Here is an 18,776-nt window from a genome sequence, read left to right as displayed (position 1 = left end):
CCGCCTCGCCGCCCCAGCCGAGCCGCCGTTCCAGCAGCCGGAACGACGCGCCGGCCAGATAGCCGAGCACGGCCACGGTCACCGCCCAGAGCGCGCCGCCGGCGATGTTCGCCACGGTGAACGCCCGGTGCGGCATGTGGCTCGTCCCGGCCAGCCCGGGCACCAGTGCGCGTAGCGCCGCCGCCCACCGGCCGAGCACCACCGCGAGGGCGCCCCGGCGGCGCAGCAGGTCCAGCCCCCGTTGCAGCTCGCCGGAGCGGACGAGCCGCCGGGGTGCCCGGTCCAGCAGCCGCTGGCCGTAGCGGCGGCCGACCAGGTAGCCGACCTGGTCACCGACGGCCGCCCCGGCGATCGCGGCCACGATCACCGCCCAGAGCGGTAGCCGTCCCTCGTGGGCGAGCACGCCACCGACCAGCACGGCGATCTCACCCGGTACGACCAGCCCGAGAAAGGTGGACGCCTCCAGCGCCGGCAGCAGGAAGACCAACGCCAGGACCAGCGCGGGCGGCAGCGCCACCAGCAGGTTCAGCAGCCGGTCCATCCGCCGATTGTCGCCCGCCGCTCCGGCCGTACGCCGGGTCAACCGGCTTTTCGACGGCAGGCGCCGGCCGTCGGGTGGCCGACCACGCGCCCACGGCAGCAGCGAAGATCAGCTATAAGTGGACCATGGAGTTCCCCGCGTACCTGGCCACCATGCCGATGCACGCGATCACCGAGATCCACGGCGAGCCGGGCCTGCTGGCGCGGTTCCGGCTGGAGATCCGCGCGTTCGACGACGCCGCGCAGAAGCGGCTGACCGAGGCCCTGGACCTCGCCGCCGACCTGCACCGCGACGACCGGCGGGTCCGCGAGCCGTACCTCAACCACCTGCTGCGAGTGGTGATCCGGATGATGCACCACTACCAGGTACGCGACGTGGACGTGATCGTCGCGGGCCTGCTGCACGACGCCGTGGAGGACCACCCGGCGGAGCTGGCCGGCCTGGACCTGCGACAACTCCAACTCGGCGCGCCTACCGCCGCGCAGCGACCGGGAGCCGACGCCGGCGACCCGACGGCGGCGGCGCTGGCCACGCTCGCCGACCGGTTCGGCCCGCGCGTCGCCCGCCTGGTCGGCGCGGTCACCAACCCTGTGTACGACCCGGGGCGCGACCGGCACGTCCAGTACCGGGAACACGTCGCGGCGAGCCTGGACCGGGAACCCTGGGCCCGGGTGATCAAGGTGTCGGACTTCACCGACAACGGAGTGGGCGTGATCCACACGGTGGGCCCGAAGGTGGCCCGGTCGGCCGCCAAGTACCGGCCCCTGGTGCCGGTGTTCCGGGACCTCATCGCCCGGCCGGACACGCCGCTGTCCGCGCCGGTCAAGCAGCACATCTTCGCCCAGCTCGACCTGGCCGAGGAACGCTTCAGCGCCATCCTCGACCACGCCAACTGACCACCACCCGCCGCGCCGCACGCCCGTGCCCCGTGCCCCGTGCCCCGTGCCCCAAGATCCGCACAACTTCATGGAAAGCCCTCATTTCGCGCGCAGAGGCCACTCGTTCCGTGAAACGGGGGCCTCGCTGGGCCGGGGCCGGTGCGGCCGCGCTTCTCCCCGGCGTCCTCCGTGCCCAGTTCGGCGGCGGCGCGTGACGTGGTGGTGGGTCGGTCAGCGGGGGTCCGGCGGCGGGCCGGTCGTGGTGCTGGCGAGGGCGGTGGCGATCCGGTGCCGGAGCGCGGGCAGCCGGTCCGGGTGCTCGCGCAGCACCACCCGCAGCGGGGCGCGCCCGCCGACGGCGACCTGGCCGAGCACGTCGAGCAGGGTGGCGAGCTGCGCGGGCGGCTCCTCGACCAGCAGCTCCCCCGCGTCGCGGACGACCAGCGCCAGCGGGCCGGTGTCGAGCCGGTCGGCCAGCACGTCGGCGAGCGCGTCCCAGTTGCCTCCGAAGTAGTCCGGCAGGGGCAAGGCCGTGGCCAGCGCGTCGAAGAGCCCCGCCCGGGTACGGGCGTCCGCCCCGGCAAGGACGACCCGGGCATGCTCGGCGTTCAGTCCGACGGGCTCGACGTCCGGCCCGGCAGGCCCGGCGTCCGGTCCCGCATCGAACGCGAGCCAGGCCGGCGGGTGCGCTGCCGTCATCCGTACCTCCTGCACGGTCCCGCGGGCCGGGTCGGGTCGGCACTCGACCCGACCCGCGACGTCCTGGTCAGAGCCGGTAGAAGTTGGCGTAGTGGTCGGGCGAGAACCAGGTCACGCCGGTGCTCTTGTTGACCACGATCCGGTACGCGTCCCGCGAGGCGCCGCAGGCGCGCGGGTAGACGTCGTATTCGTAGTAGGTGGCGTTGGTGGGGAGCTGCCCCTCGCGGTTGTAGAACTGGCCGCCGGCGAAGTTGCACTGGCCGCCGCTCCACGAGTACCAGCCACGGCTGGCCGGGAAGCCCTTGGCCGACCAGCCGGAACGCGCGGTGCGGGCGTCCGCGCAGCGGGTCATCGTGCAGGAGCTGTAGACGGCTGCCTGGGCGGGGTCGGCGAGGGTGGGCGAGAGCACCGACGGGCCGACGAGCGCGGTGGCGACCATGGCCGTGAGCAGAGCGAATGCGCCGAACATCCGGCGTACGCGGGCGGCGGCGGAACCGAGCGGAGTCAAGGGGATCCTCCCTGTCCTGAGGCGACTAGGCATCGATCGAGTTCGTTTCCCCGATCGCGCCCAGTCTGGCGAGGATCCTTCTCGACGTACAGGCCCCGGGTGAAAACCGTTCCACAATCCTCGATGAACGATGGATGATCGCGGGCTGGGGACCTGGAGGGTCATCCCTGCCCGCGGTGGTGTCAGCAGACGATCCGGGTCGCGCCGAGCGCGCCGGCACCGAACCAGCGGGTGCCGGCCCTTCAGGCCAGGGCGCGGGGCGGGCGGCCGGTCCAGGCCCACAGCTCCAGCGAACTCCGGTCGACCAGCGTGATGTCGAGCCGGCGAGCCAGGTGGACACCGTCCCCGTTGGTGAAGAAGCCGTTGGTGACGATCATGCAGAGTTCGCCGTGGTGGATCTCCCGGCAGGTACCCGCAAAACGTTGGATCGCCGCGCTTCCGACCCGGTTGCCGGCGCTCTGCCGCTTGCACTGCACCACCACCCGCCGGCCGTCCGGGGCGATAGCCGTGACGTCCGCGCCCCGGTCGCCCGAGCCGCCGCACACGCGTACCTGCCGGAAGCCGGAGACGATGAGGAGGCGGGCGAACCACTGCTCGAACTCCGCGCCGCTCATCGCGTCGGTCACCGCGATCAGCCGGTCCCGCTCGGCGTGCACCGCCCGCTGGCGGCGACGCTCGCGGGACACGAACAGCGCGACCACCACCGCGACCGCGAAGGTCAGGCCAACGAGGAACGCCGACCAGTACGGGTGCCGGCCAACGAAGTCAACAACCAGGACCACGAGCGCCGCCGCCCCCAGGACGGCCAGCACAATCCCCAGATCGATGCCCGACCGTCGGGATCCACGACGCCGACGAGCAGTCGACGCGGATCCGGCCCGGCGCCGCTTCCGGTAGTGCGCCCGGACCCGGGCGCCGTTCCTTCTGGTGTGCGACCTGACGTAGGGCATGGACACCTCCGGCGGCGGGAGGTCAGTCTCCCGCCCGGGTCCGACACTCCACGGTCCCGCCGTCGCTACTGTCAGCAATCCGTCACGCCGCCACTGGACTGTCAGGGTTCGCGCATCCAGGTCTTCGGGTCGGTGACGAAGACACCCTTGCCCTGCTGGCGCCGGATGACCCGCAACGCCTCCAGCCGGGCGTAGGCCATCTGCACCGTGCCATGGCTGACGTCGTAGCGATCGCGCAACTCAGCGATCGAGGGCAACTTGTCCCCCGGCTTCAGCTTGTTGGATCTGACGTCGGCGATCACATCGTCGGCGATGCGCCAGTAGTCCGGCACTTCTCGCATGGCACTCCTCGCGTGGCAATCCGATTCGATCACACCGCGACGAGCCTAACAAGCAGCGTTGACTCATCTGACATGTCTAGATATGTTGGTGCCGAGCCGCTTTCTCGCGTGGCAACGGGTACGGCTCATCCCCCTGGTCGGGGCGGGTGCGCATGCCCCGTCCCGACCCACCGGACTGCTCCGCCGCCGTACCGCTGACCAGAGCTGCGGCGGCGGAGCGGGCGGGCCGCCCGCGGCCGGCGTGCGGACGGCCCGCCCTTCCACACCCACCGCACGGACCCGCCGCGCTCCCGCCTGCCCTGGAAAGGATCGTCGTGGCCCAGGTGTATCGATCCGGCCAGCTCTACGGCACCGGTTACCCGGCACGGTTGACCCCGCACGAGGTGCGGACCCGCACGTTCGACCCGCGCCGCCGGGGCGTCGACCCCGATCAGGTACGCGAGTTCCAGGCCGAAGTCGCCGACGAACTGGCCGACCTGCACCGGCAGGTACGCCTGCTCAGCGAGGAGAACGAGCGGCTCAAGCGGGCGCTGCGCGACTGGCAGACCATGCACGCCCGGGAGTGCCGGCCGCCGAACGAGGGCCCTTGGTAGCCGTGCGCCCGGAACCAGGGGATCTGCTCCGGATCGACGGTCGCGCCTCGGTGCAGTTCGCCGGCGACCGCGCCCTGACCTTCCGCGTCGTCTCGGTCTGCGACCGACCCACGTATGCCGGCTGGGTCTGGCTGACCGGCTACGTCATCAACCGGCGCGGCTATGCGACCGCCAAGCGGGAAATCTACGTCCAACTCGCCGGCCTCCGCCCCGCCACCAGCACCCCGCCGAGCCGGGATGTGAGTCGTAGGCCCGCGCGGCTGCTGTCGGCTGCGTCCCCGCCTTGTTAGCGTGGAACGGCGGGTCATCAAGGTGACCTCGTACACCCCTCACCCGACGTCGGCCAGCGCCAGCGGCACAGCCGGCGACGGCTCAGGACGGATGGCCGCTCCGACGGGGGGGATGGTGCGATGACCGAGACGTCCGACGCCGACGACGCGCCTGGCACTGACGACAGCCCCGGCGCCGACGAGAAGGCCCCCGGAGCCAGCGCGCCCAGCCGGACACCAAGCACTGAAAAGACCTCCGAGGACCGGCGGCGACGCTGGCTCGATCGCACGCAGCGCGTCCGCGACACCGTGCAGACCAGGTCGAAGGAGCTGTGGAAGACGACGATCCGGCCCCGGCTGGCGGAGCTGCAGTGGCGAGAAGAGCCGCGGCCGACCGTGAAGCTCGTCGACCAGCGGGTCCTACCGCCCCTGCTGGTGTTGTCGCAGGACCAGGTGTACGGCTTTGTCATCCGCGCCACGTTCACCTGGTCCTGTACGACCACACACCCCGAGTCATTCGACTGGTACATCGACTACTTCCAGCCCAAGGCGATGGAGCGGCTGCGGCGGATCGCCAGCGGCTGTGCCCGTGACGTCCCGCCACAACACGCCCGAAAGGTGGAGACCGCGGTGCAGGCGGCATTCGCGGGCGACGACAAGTTGCCGTGGCCGTACCAGCATGGCGGCGAGGCCTTCGAGTGCGAGCCCGAGGTGTTGGTGGAACTCGACGAGCGGGTCCGCAGGATCCTGCAGCCGTACGCGGACCGGCGCATCGCCCAGGAGCGCGAGCGCGACCTGGAGCAGCAGCGGATGGAGCAGGCCGAGGAACTCCACCGGCGCTGGATGCGGATCCTGGACGATCTCGCCGCCCGGCCGCCAACCGCGGACATGCCGGACGCGGTGCGTGAGGAGTACACGCGCTATCGCCGGGAGAGCAAGGCGAAGGGGAAGGCCGCTGAGCGGCGTGCGGAGGAACTGCGCCGGAAACGCAAAGGCAAGGAGTCGTCCGTCGACCAGTCCATGCTGCTCGAACTCTTTCCGCAGCAGCCCTCGGCGTCCCGACCGCACCCCGGTCCCGAGCCGCAACCGGCATCCGACCCGGCGAGCGAGAAGCCGTCACCGCACGGCGACCCGGCCTCGGAGACGGGCCGGGCACCCGGAGGTTGACCAGCGGTCGGTGTGGCGCCGCCTGGACCGCGGCGACCTCATGACCGGCACGACTAGGGGTTCGCCGCCCGAGCGATGGGGGGTGACGGGGGCTGCCGGGTGCGCAGGTACGCGCCCAGCCCCTGCCCGTCCTCGGTGGCCAGGAACGCACCGCGGGCGTTGAGCAGCGTCTCGTCGGCGTGGGCCAGGCAGCCCCACACCGTGTCGCCCCACGAGTCGGCCAGCTTCACCTCGGCCGGCTCCGGGCACGCCTCGCCGCGTGGACCGCCGATCTGGCAGCGGGCCGGCGCGCTGCCATGCCGGCTGACCCGCTCGGCGGCCTCGCGGATCAGGGAGAACCGGGCCTCCTTGTCCGCTTCCGGGCTGCGGGCCTGCTCGGGTACGGCCCGCCGCTGTCCGAACACGACGACGTTGCCGTCCGGGTCGGTGGTGCGGCACTCGCCGCCCGGGGCGTGGTCCGGGTACCCGGCCCGCTCGACGGGGTAGCCGGCGGCGGTCAGCCGGTCGATCGTGGCGGTGAGGTCGTCGACGTAGAGGTAGATGAGCAGGGGCAACTCGACGGTGACCAGGCGCGGCGTGACGGCGGCCAGCAGCAGGGTCAGCTCCCCGCACTGCAGATAGGACCAGCGGGACTCGCCGTCGCCCCCGGTGCGCAGCTCGGAGTAGCCGAAGACCTCGTAGAACCGTCGCGCGGCGTCGGCGTCCGCGACGTACAGCACCGGCACCTGGGCCTGCACACCGTTTCGCACCGCGTCACTGTACCGGTAGCGGAACTCCAAATCACGTTCTGAAAATCCGGTATTTGCGCGACTGGTTTCGCCGGCCTGTCAAGGCCGAGGAGCCCGCCCGATCACTCCACCCCCGTCTCCGGGAAACCGCAGTCGGGCGGACCGTCAGGCGTCGTGCCACATGGGTGCCGGGCGGTGCAGGGTGAGCGCCACGATGTCCGGGGCCTGGAGCACCGTGACGAGCCGGTACGCCGCCCCGAGCGCCAGCGGCCCGAACATCGGATGCCCGATGGCCCGGTGGCAGCCCTGCAGGCCGATCTCGGCGAACTCCCGGCGGGTCAGCACCGGCCGGTTGCCGCGCTCCCGCTCGGCGTGAGCCGCGAGGCGGATCCGCCGCAGCGTCTCGGCCGCCTCGTCGGTGACCCGACGCAGCACCGCCACCGACCACCGCCAGGTCTCCACCAGCGGAAGCAGGTCCGTCCCGGCAGGCAGCACGTCGGCGAGGGCCAGGTCGTACCGGCAGATCGCCACCGCCTCGGTCGGGCGGCCGTCGGTGACGACCAGCCCGGCCAGCAGCCCGGCGGCCAGCGGGGCGGACCACTGGGCGTCGACGTCGGCGGACCGCACGGAGGCGACCAACCGTTCGCACGCCTCCCGCGCCGCCGCGACGTCACCGGCGGCGTACCGGAGCACCGCCTGTAGCTCGACGGTGGCCGGGTCGCGCCGCCCGCTGCGTTCCTCCCGCGCGGCCAGTTCGTCGGCGGCGGCGAGCAGGTCACGGACCGGGGCGTCCCGGCCGACCAGATCGGCGAGCAGCCGCCGCTGCTCGACCACCGGGGTGGGCGCCGCCGCGTCCCCGGGCGACGGCGGCGCCGGGAGCTGGGCGAGCAGGTCGGCCAGCTCGCTCCAGTGCCCGGCCGCCGCCCCGACCAGGACCGCCCGGCGCAGGGCCACCGCGGTCCGATCGTCGTCGAGCCCGACGTTGGCCGCCCGGGTGCCGGCGACGGCGGCCAGCATCCGGAACGCCTCCGGCCAGTAGCCGGCCCCGGCGAGTTCGACGGCGAACTCCTCGCGCAGCCGGCTGCCGCGCCGGCCGGCCACCGAGCCGGCGGCCAGCCGGGCCTGCAGCCGGCCGTGCCGAAACCGGTAGGCACCAGCGCCGCGCCGGAGCAGACCGACCGCCTCGACGTGGTCGAGGAACGCCAGCAGGGGGTACGGGAGCTGATTGCGCGCGGCGAGCACGAACCGGGCCACGCCGAAGCGGAACCAGGCACCACCGCCCCGCCGGTACAGCCACCAGCCCAGACCCAGGCCGAGGCCCGCGTACACCTGTGCCACCGGCTGCGGGAAATCGGACAGGCCGGCCAGCCAGAGAGCGGCGAGGCCGGCGAACCACAGCGCCACGGCGCGGGCGGCGGTCAGCGGCAGGGCGGCGAGCGTCGCAGCGCGATCCGCCCGCAGCGTCCCCGCCGGGCTGAGCGCGCTCAGCTCCGCCGCCGGAGCGGACAGGTCGACCCGCAGCGCGGAGCGGACGACGGTGAACACGCACCAGCCGGCGCCCACGGCCACGGCGCACTGCGTCGGCACCGACCAGTGCGCCAGGGCGGGCACGGTGCCGAGCAGCGGGACGAGCCGGGGCGGCGGCCCGATCGCCACGAACAGCGGCCAGGTCAGCACGCCCCACAAGGCACCGCCGACCAGTCCGCCGACCAGCCCCTCGAGGAGAGCCCGGAGCCCGCCGGTGAAGACCGGCCGTACCGGCGGCACGCCGTGCTGCGGGTCGTCGCGCAGCGCCGACCGGAGGGCCGCGGCCAGGGCCGCCAAGAGCACCAGCACGGCCGGCTGGGCGGCGACGCCGTGCAGCAGGTCGCGAACCTGGGCGTGACCGGTCACGGCGGCGAGGGCGCCGAGCGCGTCCCGGACCGGCGAGAGGGCGATCCACGCCGCGAGAGCGGCCCGCAGCCCGTCGAAGGCGACCCAGAACGGACGCGGGAGCGCGACGGCGAGCTGCCACCAGCGGAACTCCCGGGTGTCCAGTGACTCCAGGTGGCTGGCCAACTGGGTGAGGTAGTCACGGGACCGGTCCGGTTCCCACCGGCGCAGGCCCTGCCCGCCGCGCCGCGACCGCAGGGCCGCGTCGACCGCGCGGGACAGCACCTCGTCCTCCACCGAGCGGCGGCCCCGCTCGGCGGCCAGCGGGAGCAGGTCGCGCGGGTCGGTGCCGGGCTGGTCGAACGCGGTCCGGGCCAGGGCCACCAGCAACGGGGTGGACAGCGCCGCGGCCAGCTCGGCGTCGGCGTCGAGCCGGTCGGCCACCGTGGACCAGTTCGTCACCTGGTGCAGCGGTGCGGCGTCGCGCAGGTACCGACCGACCTGCGCGGCGGTCAGCGGCGCGAGGGTCACCACCGCGGTCGCCCGCAGCCGCTCCCCCTGGATGAGGTACTTCTCGTAGACGGCGGAGCGGCAGGTCAGCACGAACCGTTGGGTCGGCAGCTCGTTGAGTTCCGCCAGGCACGCGCTCAGCCGGTCGTCGGGCAGCTCGTCCAGGCCGTCCAGCACCGGCACCACCAGGTCGGCCACCAGCAGGTCACGCACCACCGCCGCCCGGCGCGGATGCCCCGCGGCCAGGGACGGGTACCGCCGGGTGATCCGGTCGACCAGCCAGTCGTGGAACCCTTCCGCGCCCGGATCCCAGGAATCCACGGGCAGGAGCACCGGGACCGGGACCTCCGGGTCGCGCCGGGCGGCGAACTCGCGGACCAGCCGCAACGCGATGATCGACTTGCCGGATCCGGGCGGTCCCAGCACCAGCAGGCGGCCGGAGGGGACGGCCCGGTAGCACTCCCACAGCGCCCCGTCCCGCCCGGCGAGGTCGATGGGTCCGGCCTCGGCGGACCGGCCGATCGACCGCCAGGACGGCAGCAGCCGGTCCGGGGCGGTGCGCCAGGCCACCGGCAGCGGGTACGGCTCGTCGATCGCGCGCAGCAGGCCCTGGTCGGTGGGCTCCCGCCGGATCAGCTCGGCGAGTTCGTCGGCGGCGGCCCGCCGGTGCGCCCAGGCCGTCGGCGGGGCCACCTCCCGGTCGGCGAAGAGCTGGTCCACCACCACATAGACCGCGATGACCCCGGCCACCACGCCCCAGAGCCAGTTGACCTTCTCGAAGTCGTACCGGAGCCAGACCCAGGCGGTGCCGCCGGCGCCCAGCAGGGTCACGACGGTGACGAGACTCCACTTCCACACGCCGCGCCGCACCGGACGATTCTGCGGGCTGGGGATTCCCGACGCAGCCCCGCCCGCCCGCCGGTCCGGGCGGCCGGGGCCGTGACCAGCGGACGGCCGGAACCGGCGTGGCCCTGCTCACCCGCCCAGCCGGTCCCGGGCGCGCCGCAGGTGGACCCGCTCGGCGTGGTTGTCGGTCCGGGCGATCGCCGCGTCGTACGCCGCGACCGCCTCACCCGCGCGGCCGAGCCGGCGCAGCAGGTCGGCGCGGACCGCGTGGAAGACGTGGTAGCCGGCCAGCTCCAGGCCGTCCACCTGGGCCAGCGCGACGGCCGGGCCGGCCACCTCGGCCAGCGCCACCGCCCGGTTCAGCGCCACCACCGGCCCGGGGGCGTGCCGCACGAGCTGGTCGTACAGGGCGAGGATCTGGGCCCAGTCGGTGTCGGCCGCCGTCGGCGCGTCACTGTGCACGGCGTTGATCGCCGCCTGGATCTGGTACGGGCCGGGCCGGTCCCGCCGCAGGCAGCGCCGCACGAGGGCCTGCCCCTCGACGATCAGTGTCCGGTCCCAGCAGCCCCGGTCCTGCTCGCCCAGCGGCACCAGGTCGCCGTCCGGCCCGGTACGCGCGGCCCGCCGCGCCTCGGTGAGCAGCAGCAACGCCAGCAGCCCGAGCACCTCCGGTTCGTCAGGCATCAGCTCTTCGAGCAGCCGGCCCAGCCGGATCGCCTCGGCACACAGCTCGTCCCGGACCAGCCGCTCCCCCGAGCTGGCCGTGTGCCCCTCGTTGAAGATCAGGTAGACGACGGCCAGCACGGCCCGCAGCCGGTCCGGCAGGTCGGCGTCGCGTGGCACCCGGTACGGGATCCGGGCGTCCCGGATCTTGGCCTTGGCCCGGACCAGGCGTTGCGCCATGGTCGGCTCGGGCACCAGGAAGGCTCCGGCGATCTCGGCGGTGCTCAGCCCGCCGAGCAGCCGCAGGGTCAGCGCGACCCGGGCGGCGGTGCCCAGCGCCGGGTGGCAGCAGGTGAAGATCAGGCGGAGCCGGTCGTCGCCCACGGGTCCCTCCTCGGCCGGCGCGTCGGGGGCGTACAGAAGGGCGGCCTGCGCGTGCCGGTCGGCGCGGGACGCCTCGCGGCGCAGCCGATCGATGGCCCGGTTCCGCGCGGTGGTGATGATCCAGCCGGCCGGGCTGGGCGGCGGCCCTTGCCTGGCCCAGCGGTCGACCGCCGTGGTGAACGCCTCCTGGACCGCCTCCTCGGCGAGGTCGATGTCGCCGAGGAGCCGGACCAGGACGGCGACCGCGCGGCCGTACTCCGCGCGGAAGACCCGCTCGACGTCGGTCGGGTCAGGCACGCGTCAGACCTCGCCCTGGAACGGGCGCACCTCGATCGGCAGGGTGGTCGCCAGGGCGTACCGGCGGCCCCATTCCAGGGCGGCGTCCAGGTCGGGGGCGGTGATGATGGTGAACCCGCCCAGGTACTCCTTGCCCTCCACGTACGGCCCGTCGGTGATCAGCACCTCGTCCCCCTTCGGGCGCAGCACCGTGGCGGTCTCCGGGGCGTGCAGGCCGTTGCCGAAGACCCAGGACCCGGCCTCGACCAGTTCGTCGTGGATGGCGTCGACCTTGCGCATCACGTCGGCCAGGAACTCGGGGTCCGGCAGCCCCGCACCGGCCGGCTGGTACATGCTGATCAGGTACTGCTTCATGTGCTCCTCCTCGCCCGTCCGGGCCGACCCGATGCCGGCCCCTTCACCCTCCACACGAACGGGCGGCGCCGGGATCGACACGCCGGCCGAGGTGTTTCTCGTGCGGCACTGCGTTTCCCGCTGACGTCCTCGGCCCGGACGCCCCGGGACGTGCGGCGCGACAAATCCGAAAGATGATCTTCCATACATCTATTGAAATTTGTCTCCAGCGTGTGCCGTAATACTGACAGTTCCTTTCACCCAACTCCCGCCGCCACCAGCGGCAGACCCCCCGGGAGGAAAGATGAACCGTCCCCTGCGAACGGCGCTGCGTACGGCCGCCACGGCCGCGCTCGCCACCGTCACCCTCGCCGCCTCGGCCCTCCTCGGCGCGACGCCCGCCAGCGCCGCGCCCGCCGGCCTGCCCGGCATGGACGTCTCCAGCTACCAGGGCAACGTGAACTGGTCCGCCGCCTGGAACAACGGCGCCCGGTTCGCGTACGTGAAGGCGACCGAGGGCACCTACTACACCAACCCGTACTTCGCCCAGCAGTACAACGGCTCGTACAACGTCGGGATGATCCGCGGCTCGTACCACTTCGCCCGGCCGGACACCACGAGCGGCGCCACCCAGGCCAACTACTTCGTGGACCACGGCGGCGGCTGGTCCAAGGACGGCAAGACGCTGCCGGGCGCGCTGGACATCGAGTACAACCCGTACGGCGCGACCTGCTACGGGCTGAGCCAGGCCTCGATGCGCAGCTGGATCGCCTCGTTCGTCAACCAGTACTACGCCCGCACGGGCCGGTGGGCCACCATCTACACCACCACCGACTGGTGGACCACCTGCACCGGCAACACCTCGCAGTTCGCCGCCAACAACCCGCTCTGGATCGCGCGCTACTCCAGCAGCGTCGGCACCCTGCCGGCCGGCTGGGGGACGTACTCGTTCTGGCAGTGGGCCTCCTCCGGCGTCTTCCCCGGTGACCAGAACGTCTGGAACGGCACCCTGGACCGGCTCAAGGTGCTGGCCTGCAACGGACCCTGCTGACCGGCGTCCGGTGGCGGGCCGCCCCCTTCCGGCTACTCGGCTCGGCGCGTCCGACGCCACGCCGCGACCCGGAGCAGCCGCCCGCCACCGGCCGCGTCCGTACCCCTGGGAGGCCCCGATGTCCGTCCCCGTCCCCCGGCGGGCCGTGCTGCGCGGCGCGGTCCTGCTCGGCGCCGCGGCCGGCGCCACGGCGTTCACCCAGTTCGGCGGCGATCGCGGCGCGCGGGCCGTCGCCACCCGGGTCGACCAGCCGGTGATCGCCAACTGCGCGACCTGGGGCGCCCGCCCGCCCTCGTCCAACGTGACCGTGGTGCAGAGCCGCCCCAACAAGATCATCATTCATCACACGGCGTTCCCGAACACCACCGACTACAGCCTCGCCTACGCCTACCAAAACTCGCGCGACATCCAGAACCTGCACATGGACACCAACGGCTGGCTCGACTCCGGGCAGCATTTCACCAACAGCCGCGGCGGCTTTCTCACCGAGGGCCGGCACGGCAGCCTGTACGCGCTGCTGCACGGGCAGACCATGGTGCAGGGCGCGCACTGCGTCGGACAGAACAGCCAGGCCATCGGCATCGAGAACGACGGCACCTACCTCGACGTGCAGCCGCCACAGGCGCAATGGGACAGCCTGGTGTGGTTCTGCGCATTCACCTGCCAGCAGTACGGCATCCCGTCCAGCGAGATCTACGGGCACAAGGACTTCAACAACACCCAGTGCCCTGGCCTGCTGCACGACCGGCTGCCCGAGCTGCGCAGCGCAGTCGCCGCCCGGCTAGGTGGCTGAAGGCTGACCAACTTGATTAGGAATCGTCGGTGATCCTAGGTTAGCCGTGTGGACGGTGACGTTTCGCTTTTGGGCTGGTTCGGGGGAGATTCCGGTGATGTGGGTCGGTCGTGATCGCGGGTTCTCTTTGATCGATGGCGGGGCGATGAGTCGGTGACCGGGAAGCTGCCGCTGGCTGAGGGTGAGGCCTCCCGTACCGCTTGCGCCCGCGCTTTGCTCCGATCGGGGGTGGACGAGGAGAGCGGTGAGGTTCTGTCGCAGGCGGCGCTTGCGCAGCGGATCGGCTGGTGTGCCGATCTGGTGGCGGGGATGGTCTCCGGGTTGTTGGCGGAGCGCTGGAATCCCGCGGGTGTGGAGGTGTTGGCCTCCGGCGTGGACGCCAGCGGCCGGAAGCTTCCGCCGAACGCCTGGATGGCGTTGCGACGCTTGGGCTGGACGGTCGCCGCGCCGGCGGGTGTGAGGGTCAATGACCGGGTCGTGCGCATGGCGCAGGAGCAGGCCGGGCGGGCACTTCGTTCGGCGTCGTGGCGTGCTGACCTGACCGCTGGGGTGCTGGCGACGTGGCCGGCCGATCCACGCAAGCGCACCGCGCAGGAGTGGGAGCAGGTACGCAAGGCGGTTCCGGGCGGGGAGCATCTACCGTCGAGCATTATCAAGTCCCGCACTCGGCAGGCCGCGAAGTTCCTTGCCGTCAATGGGCGGCTGCCGGTGGATGTGTTCGAGCTTGAAGGCGTCCCGAAGGTCGCGCGGATGCTGCTGCTGGCCGCGTGTGATCGGCAGCAGGCCACCATCGAACGCAGCGACACCGACCCCAGGAGGGTGTTGCTGCGGTTGCAGTTGCCCACGCGCCCCGATCCGCGAGCCTACGCGGATTGGACGTGGGTGGCCTGTCCGATCATGCTGCCGCCCACGGTCCCCACGGGCGCGGTGCTGCACCTGCCCACCCTCCGGGTCACCGGCCGGCAGGTGCGCGCCGATATGGCATACAGCCACCCGGTGCCGAAAGCCCGGCGCACCGGGCACACGGTCGCGGTCGGTGTGGACTGGGGGCTGAACACTCTCCTCAGCGCGGGGGCCCTGCGACTTCACGAGGATGGGCGGATCACCGCGTTGGGGGCCGGTGGCCAGTTCCGGGCCGCCGGGATCCTGGCCAAACAGCACCGCCTCCGGCGGCTGTCAGAGCGGTTGCACGCCAAAGCCGACCACTACCAACGCCTCGCCGGCCGTGACGAGCGGCATCACCTCGTCGGCAAGCACGAGGTGCTGCGCGCCGAGATCCGCCACGTCTCCGACCGCCGGACGAACCTGAACGTCGCGCTTGCGTGGGCCGCCGCCAGATGGGCCGTGGACCAGGCGATCGCCGCCGCGGCGAGCGTGATCTATGTGGAAGACCTGCGGTCGTTGGAAGCACGGGGCATGGGCGCCACCCTCAACACCCGGCTGTCCCAGCAGGTGCGTGGGCAGATCGTCGACCGGATGCGGCACCTCGCCGCCGAGGCGGGTATCGCCGTGGTCACCGTCCCCGCGCGGAATACCTCGAAGCATTGCCCGCAGTGCCTGACTCCGCTGCGGCACTGTAAGGCCCCCGACCGCCCCACCACCCCAGGCTGGAAGTGGGCGATCTGCCCCCACCAGTCCTGCCGGTGGCAGGGCGACCGCGACCAGGGCGCATGGCGGCGGATCGCCGCCCGCGGTCTGACCCATCAGGCAAAGACCGTTATCGACAAGGCCAGCGGGCACATGGTGATCCGCGCCGTGGTCGACAAACTCGAAACGGCAGCGGTCATCACAAAGACCCGCCGGGCCGACCGGTCGAAGACCGGCCCCACCCGGCGCAAGGCACCACGCCCCGCGCCCAGGCGACGCAGGGCACCCTCCCCCACCCGGCCCCACGGCCGGGCGGGAAAGCGTCCGGAGGGACACGCACCAACGGACCGGCTGAGGCTGCGCCGCGCAGCCCACCGACACCAGGGCGTGAACACGATCAGCACACCCACCACCGGCCACCGGCCACGCGGAGCCGCCTTGGGCGCAGGATTCCACTTCCACGCCCACGCGTCCCCACCACGGTGGAAACGATCCCGGAAACTCAATCCGACTCAGGATCACTAAGCTGATCAGGGACGCTCGGCCCGCCGTCGCGGGGCGCCCGCGGGCACCCCGCGACCGCCGAAGCGGACGAAACGCGGCCGCGGATTGTCGGTGCCCTCGGGCACACTGTCGATCGTGTCGCCCCGATCCGTCGCCGACCTCGTCGCCGCCGTCCGGTCCGGACGGCGGGTCAAGTTCCTTCACTTCTGGGGTCACCGTCCGCAGCGCGACGGCAGCGTCGGCGCCGGCTGCCTGAGCCAGTGGTGGCCGGCGCCGTTCACCGTGGACGGCCGGACGTACGCCACCGCCGAGCACTGGATGATGTGGCAGAAGGCCACCCTGTTCGGCGACGCGGAGGTCGCCGAGCGCGTCCTCGCCAGCGGGCACCCGCAGCGGGCCAAGGCGCTCGGCCGGCAGGTCCGCGGCTTCGACGAGGCGACCTGGGCGGCGCGCCGCTACGAGATCGTCGTCGCCGGCAGCGTGGCCAAGTTCGGCCAGCACGAGGAACTGGGCCGCTTCCTGCTCGGCACCGGGGAGCGGGTGCTCGTCGAGGCGAGCCCGGTGGACCGGATCTGGGGCATCGGCCTGGCCGCCGACGACCCGCGCGCCGCGGACCCGGCCCGGTGGCGGGGCGAGAACCTGCTCGGCTTCGCCCTGATGGACGTCCGCGCTGCGCTGCGCGAGGCCCGGCCGTGACCGCCCGCACCCCCGCTCGGGGGATCAGATCCGGGCATACCTGCGTGCCGAGGTCAACCGCGCGGTCCGGCACCCCTGGATGTACGGGGGCCTGCCCGCCCTCGAGGTGCTCTTCCGCGCGCTCAGCCACGCCGAGGGCCTCGAGGACGAGTGGGCGGCCGAGCGGGAGCTCTGGCACGACCAGCGCTGGTTTCTCGCCAACGGCGTGCGAGGGGCCGTCGACCGCCTGTTGCCGTACCGCGACGAGGAAGCGGCGGCGTCGGTCACGCCGGCTACGCGTACCGGGCCGGCTGGCTGGACGTGGACCGGCTGCTCACCCCCGCCGAGTACGCCGACCTGCGGGCGGCCCTGCCGGAATGGGTCGCCGAGGACCACGCTGTCTCCGACATCCACACCCGCTTCGTCCCGCCGTCGCTCCTTCTCGGTGGCACCAACCCCCGCTACGCCAAGGCGTACCTCTACGCGGCCGACCGGTTCCGGCCGCTGCTCTGCCTACACCTATGCCGAGACTTCGACGAGCCGGTGCTGCTCGTGGCCCGCGAGGGCGGGCAGCCGTTCGGGGAGTCGTTCTGGTTCACGCCGGAGGGGCGGCGCCGCTGCCCGGTCGCGGCCGAAGCCTGACGGCTCACGGGCGGGGCGGGTAACGTGCTGCGGCGTGACCGTCACACCGTATTCGCACTGCTCATACTGCGGCGCCGCCTACCCGGCGGCGGCCGGCTGGCCGCGGGTCTGCGCGGCCTGCGGCGGGACGGTGTGGCGGAACCCGCTGCCGGTCGCGGTGGCGGTGCTGCCGGTCCGGACGCCGACCGGCCTGGGCGTGGTGGCGGTCCGCCGGGACATCGAGCCGGCCCGCGGGCAGCTCGCCCTGCCCGGCGGTTTCATCGAGTACGGCGAGGAGTGGTCGGAGGCGCTGGTCCGCGAACTGCGGGAGGAGACCGGCCTGCTGGCCGACGCCGAGCAGGCGCGCCTGTTCGCGGTGCACGGCGCGCCGGCGGGCGGCACCATGATGGTCTTCGGCGTGCTGCCCGAGCGGGCGGTCGGCGACCTGCCGCCGTCGGCGCCGACCGAGGAGGCCACTGAGTGGCTGGTCCTCACCGAGCCGGTCGAGCTGGCCTTCTCCACCCACACCCGGGTGCTGGCCGACTTCCTCGCCGAACGGTGGGCGGCCTGACCCTGGTCGGCGCCGCCGACCTCCGCCGGCCCTGCGCAAACTCCTATTGATTGAATAGGAATGCAGCGTCGCCGAGCCGGAGGTCAGCCGTGTCCCGTTCCCCTTCCCCGGAGGAAGCCGACCACGACGACCGCCGGGCCCGGCAGTGGCTCGCCGGGCAGGCCAGGTGCGCCGGCGTCGACCGCGACGAACTGCTCGAACTCGGTTCCGCGATGGCCGCCCTCACCGCCGCCGCGGCGGAACGGGAACCGGTCGCGGTGACCCCGGCGCCGGTGGGTGTCGACCCCGGCGCGCCGTCGCCGATCGCGAAGCCGCTGCCGCCGGAGCTGCTGTGCCCGGTCGAGACCAACGCCGAGATGCGCTGGGAGGCGATGGCCGGGCAGGGGTACGTCGTACCGAACGACCGCTTCTTCGTCCGCAACCACACGGTGACGCCGCGCCTGGACGCCGACGCCTGGCGGCTGCAACTGTTCGGCACCGGGCTGCGCGACGCACCCACCCGGGACGCGCCGGTCGAGTTCAGCCTCGCGGACCTGCGGCGGCTGCCCGCCGAGGAGACCACCGCGCTGATCGAGTGCGCCGGCAACGGGCGGCGCTTCTTCGCCAGTCAGCAGGACGACCCGGCGCCGGGCGTGGCCTGGGGCCTCGGCGGCGTCGGCGTCGCCCGCTGGCGGGGCGTGCGGCTGGGCGCGGTGCTCCGGCTGGCCGGGTTGCGGGACACCGCGGTCGACGTGATGCCGGAGGGCCTGGACCCCGAGTACGTGACCGGCGGGATCAACCTCGGCCGGGTACGCCGTCCCCTGCCGATCGCCAAGGCCCTCGACGACGTGCTGCTGGCGTACGAGATGAACGGCGAGCCGCTCCCCGCCGACCACGGATTCCCGGTCCGCCTCGTGGTGCCCGGCTGGATCGGCATCTCCTCGATCAAGTGGGTGGGCCCGGTCGAGGTCTCCACCACACCGTTGTTCTCCCCGTGGAACACCCGGTTCTACCGCATGTTCGGCCCTGGGCACCCGGCCGATGGCGGGCCGCTGGCGACCCAGTCGGTGAAGAGCGCGTTCGAACTCGCCTGGGACGCCCGCGTGCCGGCCGGCGCGGAGGTGCTGCTGCGTGGCCGGTCCTGGTCCGGGGCCGGGCCGATCGACCGGGTCGAGGTGTGCACCGGCGACGGCTGGCGCCCGGCGGAGCTGGTCGCCGCCGACCGGGGCGGCCCCTGGCAGCGCTGGACGGCCGTCTGGCGGCCCCCGGCGCCCGGCCCCTGGACGCTGCGCGCCCGCGCCACCGACGTCACCGGCGCCGGCCAACCCGACCAGGCCGCCCACAATGACCTCGGCTACCTCTTCGACGGCGTCGTCCGCCACCCGGTCACCGCGACCTGACCACCCCCACCACCCC

Annotated in this window: 20 protein-coding genes; 11 read left to right on the top strand and 9 right to left on the bottom strand. The window is 73.1% G+C overall.

The genetic code is table 11. The features are described 5' to 3' along the window. Window positions 1-541: DedA family protein (locus FXF52_RS15830; RefSeq protein WP_148797657.1), on the bottom strand; the 541-nt coding region annotated here is incomplete at its 3' end. 125 nt (window positions 542-666) lie between these two features. Here FXF52_RS15830 and FXF52_RS15825 point away from each other — a divergent pair. Continuing rightward, window positions 667-1,437, top strand: coding sequence for an HD domain-containing protein (locus FXF52_RS15825; RefSeq protein WP_148797668.1), 771 nt, complete (start codon window positions 667-669; stop codon window positions 1,435-1,437). 213 nt (window positions 1,438-1,650) lie between these two features. Here the strand turns inward: FXF52_RS15825 and FXF52_RS15820 are convergent, their stop codons facing one another. From FXF52_RS15820 to FXF52_RS15805, 4 genes are all read right to left on the bottom strand, one after another. Then, window positions 1,651-2,118, bottom strand: a complete 468-nt coding sequence (locus tag FXF52_RS15820; RefSeq protein ID WP_148797656.1) for a barstar family protein — start codon at window positions 2,116-2,118, stop codon at window positions 1,651-1,653. Between the two features lie 67 nt (window positions 2,119-2,185). Then, window positions 2,186-2,587: a ribonuclease domain-containing protein gene (locus FXF52_RS15815; RefSeq protein ID WP_370517993.1), complete on the bottom strand. Its 402-nt coding sequence runs from the start codon at window positions 2,585-2,587 to the stop codon at window positions 2,186-2,188. A 281-nt stretch (window positions 2,588-2,868) separates the two neighbouring features. After that, a complete protein-coding gene (locus FXF52_RS15810) occupies window positions 2,869-3,438 on the bottom strand; it encodes a restriction endonuclease (RefSeq protein WP_187413519.1) in 570 nt (189 codons plus the stop codon). Window positions 3,439-3,677: 239 nt separating this feature from the next. Beyond that, entirely contained in the window at window positions 3,678-3,917 is a 240-nt protein-coding gene (locus FXF52_RS15805) for a winged helix-turn-helix domain-containing protein (RefSeq protein WP_148797653.1), read from the bottom strand. 314 nt (window positions 3,918-4,231) lie between these two features. Between FXF52_RS15805 and FXF52_RS43085 the strand changes: the two genes are divergently transcribed. The 3 genes from FXF52_RS43085 to FXF52_RS15790 all read left to right on the top strand — a co-directional run bounded on the left by FXF52_RS43085 (window position 4,232) and on the right by FXF52_RS15790 (window position 5,946). Beyond that, a complete protein-coding gene (locus FXF52_RS43085) occupies window positions 4,232-4,510 on the top strand; it encodes a DivIVA domain-containing protein (RefSeq protein ID WP_255472010.1) in 279 nt (92 codons plus the stop codon). Then, window positions 4,504-4,800, top strand: a complete 297-nt coding sequence (locus FXF52_RS15795) for a hypothetical protein (RefSeq protein ID WP_370517992.1) — start codon at window positions 4,504-4,506, stop codon at window positions 4,798-4,800. The genes FXF52_RS43085 and FXF52_RS15795 overlap by 7 nt, the downstream gene beginning before the upstream one ends. A gap of 120 nt (window positions 4,801-4,920) precedes the next feature. Continuing rightward, window positions 4,921-5,946 (top strand): hypothetical protein, encoded by a 1,026-nt coding sequence (locus tag FXF52_RS15790; RefSeq protein ID WP_148797651.1) that lies wholly within the window; start codon window positions 4,921-4,923, stop codon window positions 5,944-5,946. 53 nt (window positions 5,947-5,999) lie between these two features. Here the strand turns inward: FXF52_RS15790 and FXF52_RS15785 are convergent, their stop codons facing one another. From FXF52_RS15785 to FXF52_RS15770, 4 genes are all read right to left on the bottom strand, one after another. Beyond that, the gene (locus tag FXF52_RS15785; protein WP_148797650.1) at window positions 6,000-6,695 is read right to left on the bottom strand and encodes a glyoxalase/bleomycin resistance/extradiol dioxygenase family protein; all 696 of its coding nucleotides are present in this window, start codon (window positions 6,693-6,695) and stop codon (window positions 6,000-6,002) included. Window positions 6,696-6,839: 144 nt separating this feature from the next. Then, window positions 6,840-9,926, bottom strand: coding sequence for an NACHT domain-containing protein (locus tag FXF52_RS15780; protein WP_148797649.1), 3,087 nt, complete (start codon window positions 9,924-9,926; stop codon window positions 6,840-6,842). A 105-nt stretch (window positions 9,927-10,031) separates the two neighbouring features. After that, complete coding sequence (locus tag FXF52_RS15775) at window positions 10,032-11,246, bottom strand: RNA polymerase sigma factor (protein ID WP_148797648.1); 1,215 nt, start codon at window positions 11,244-11,246, stop codon at window positions 10,032-10,034. Window positions 11,247-11,249: 3 nt separating this feature from the next. Continuing rightward, window positions 11,250-11,600, bottom strand: coding sequence for a YciI family protein (locus FXF52_RS15770; protein ID WP_148797647.1), 351 nt, complete (start codon window positions 11,598-11,600; stop codon window positions 11,250-11,252). 283 nt (window positions 11,601-11,883) lie between these two features. Between FXF52_RS15770 and FXF52_RS15765 the strand changes: the two genes are divergently transcribed. The 7 genes from FXF52_RS15765 (at window position 11,884) to FXF52_RS15735 (ending at window position 18,760) form a co-directional block, all read left to right on the top strand. Then, a complete protein-coding gene (locus FXF52_RS15765; protein WP_148797646.1) occupies window positions 11,884-12,630 on the top strand; it encodes a lysozyme in 747 nt (248 codons plus the stop codon). A gap of 118 nt (window positions 12,631-12,748) precedes the next feature. Then, window positions 12,749-13,423, top strand: coding sequence for a peptidoglycan recognition family protein (locus FXF52_RS15760; RefSeq protein ID WP_148797645.1), 675 nt, complete (start codon window positions 12,749-12,751; stop codon window positions 13,421-13,423). Window positions 13,424-13,651: 228 nt separating this feature from the next. Next, a complete protein-coding gene (locus FXF52_RS15755; protein ID WP_222870535.1) occupies window positions 13,652-15,535 on the top strand; it encodes a zinc ribbon domain-containing protein in 1,884 nt (627 codons plus the stop codon). A 111-nt stretch (window positions 15,536-15,646) separates the two neighbouring features. Continuing rightward, on the top strand, window positions 15,647-16,210 hold the full coding sequence (locus FXF52_RS15750) for an NADAR family protein (protein ID WP_187413521.1): 564 nt from the start codon (window positions 15,647-15,649) through the stop codon (window positions 16,208-16,210). Between the two features lie 300 nt (window positions 16,211-16,510). Then, window positions 16,511-16,831 carry a hypothetical protein gene (locus tag FXF52_RS15745; RefSeq protein ID WP_148797642.1) on the top strand — a complete coding sequence of 107 codons (321 nt, stop codon included), beginning with the start codon at window positions 16,511-16,513 and terminating at the stop codon, window positions 16,829-16,831. 34 nt (window positions 16,832-16,865) lie between these two features. Then, the gene (locus tag FXF52_RS15740; protein WP_148797641.1) at window positions 16,866-17,381 is read left to right on the top strand and encodes an NUDIX domain-containing protein; all 516 of its coding nucleotides are present in this window, start codon (window positions 16,866-16,868) and stop codon (window positions 17,379-17,381) included. Window positions 17,382-17,470: 89 nt separating this feature from the next. Further along, window positions 17,471-18,760, top strand: coding sequence for a sulfite oxidase (locus FXF52_RS15735; protein ID WP_148797640.1), 1,290 nt, complete (start codon window positions 17,471-17,473; stop codon window positions 18,758-18,760). The last annotated feature ends 16 nt before the right edge of the window (window positions 18,761-18,776 follow it).

The sequence above is a fragment of the Micromonospora sp. MP36 genome, from assembly GCF_008119785.1.
Taxonomy (GTDB): domain Bacteria; phylum Actinomycetota; class Actinomycetes; order Mycobacteriales; family Micromonosporaceae; genus Micromonospora.
Note: the sequence above shows the minus strand (reverse complement) of the source record. Positions and strands in the feature narration are given on the sequence as shown.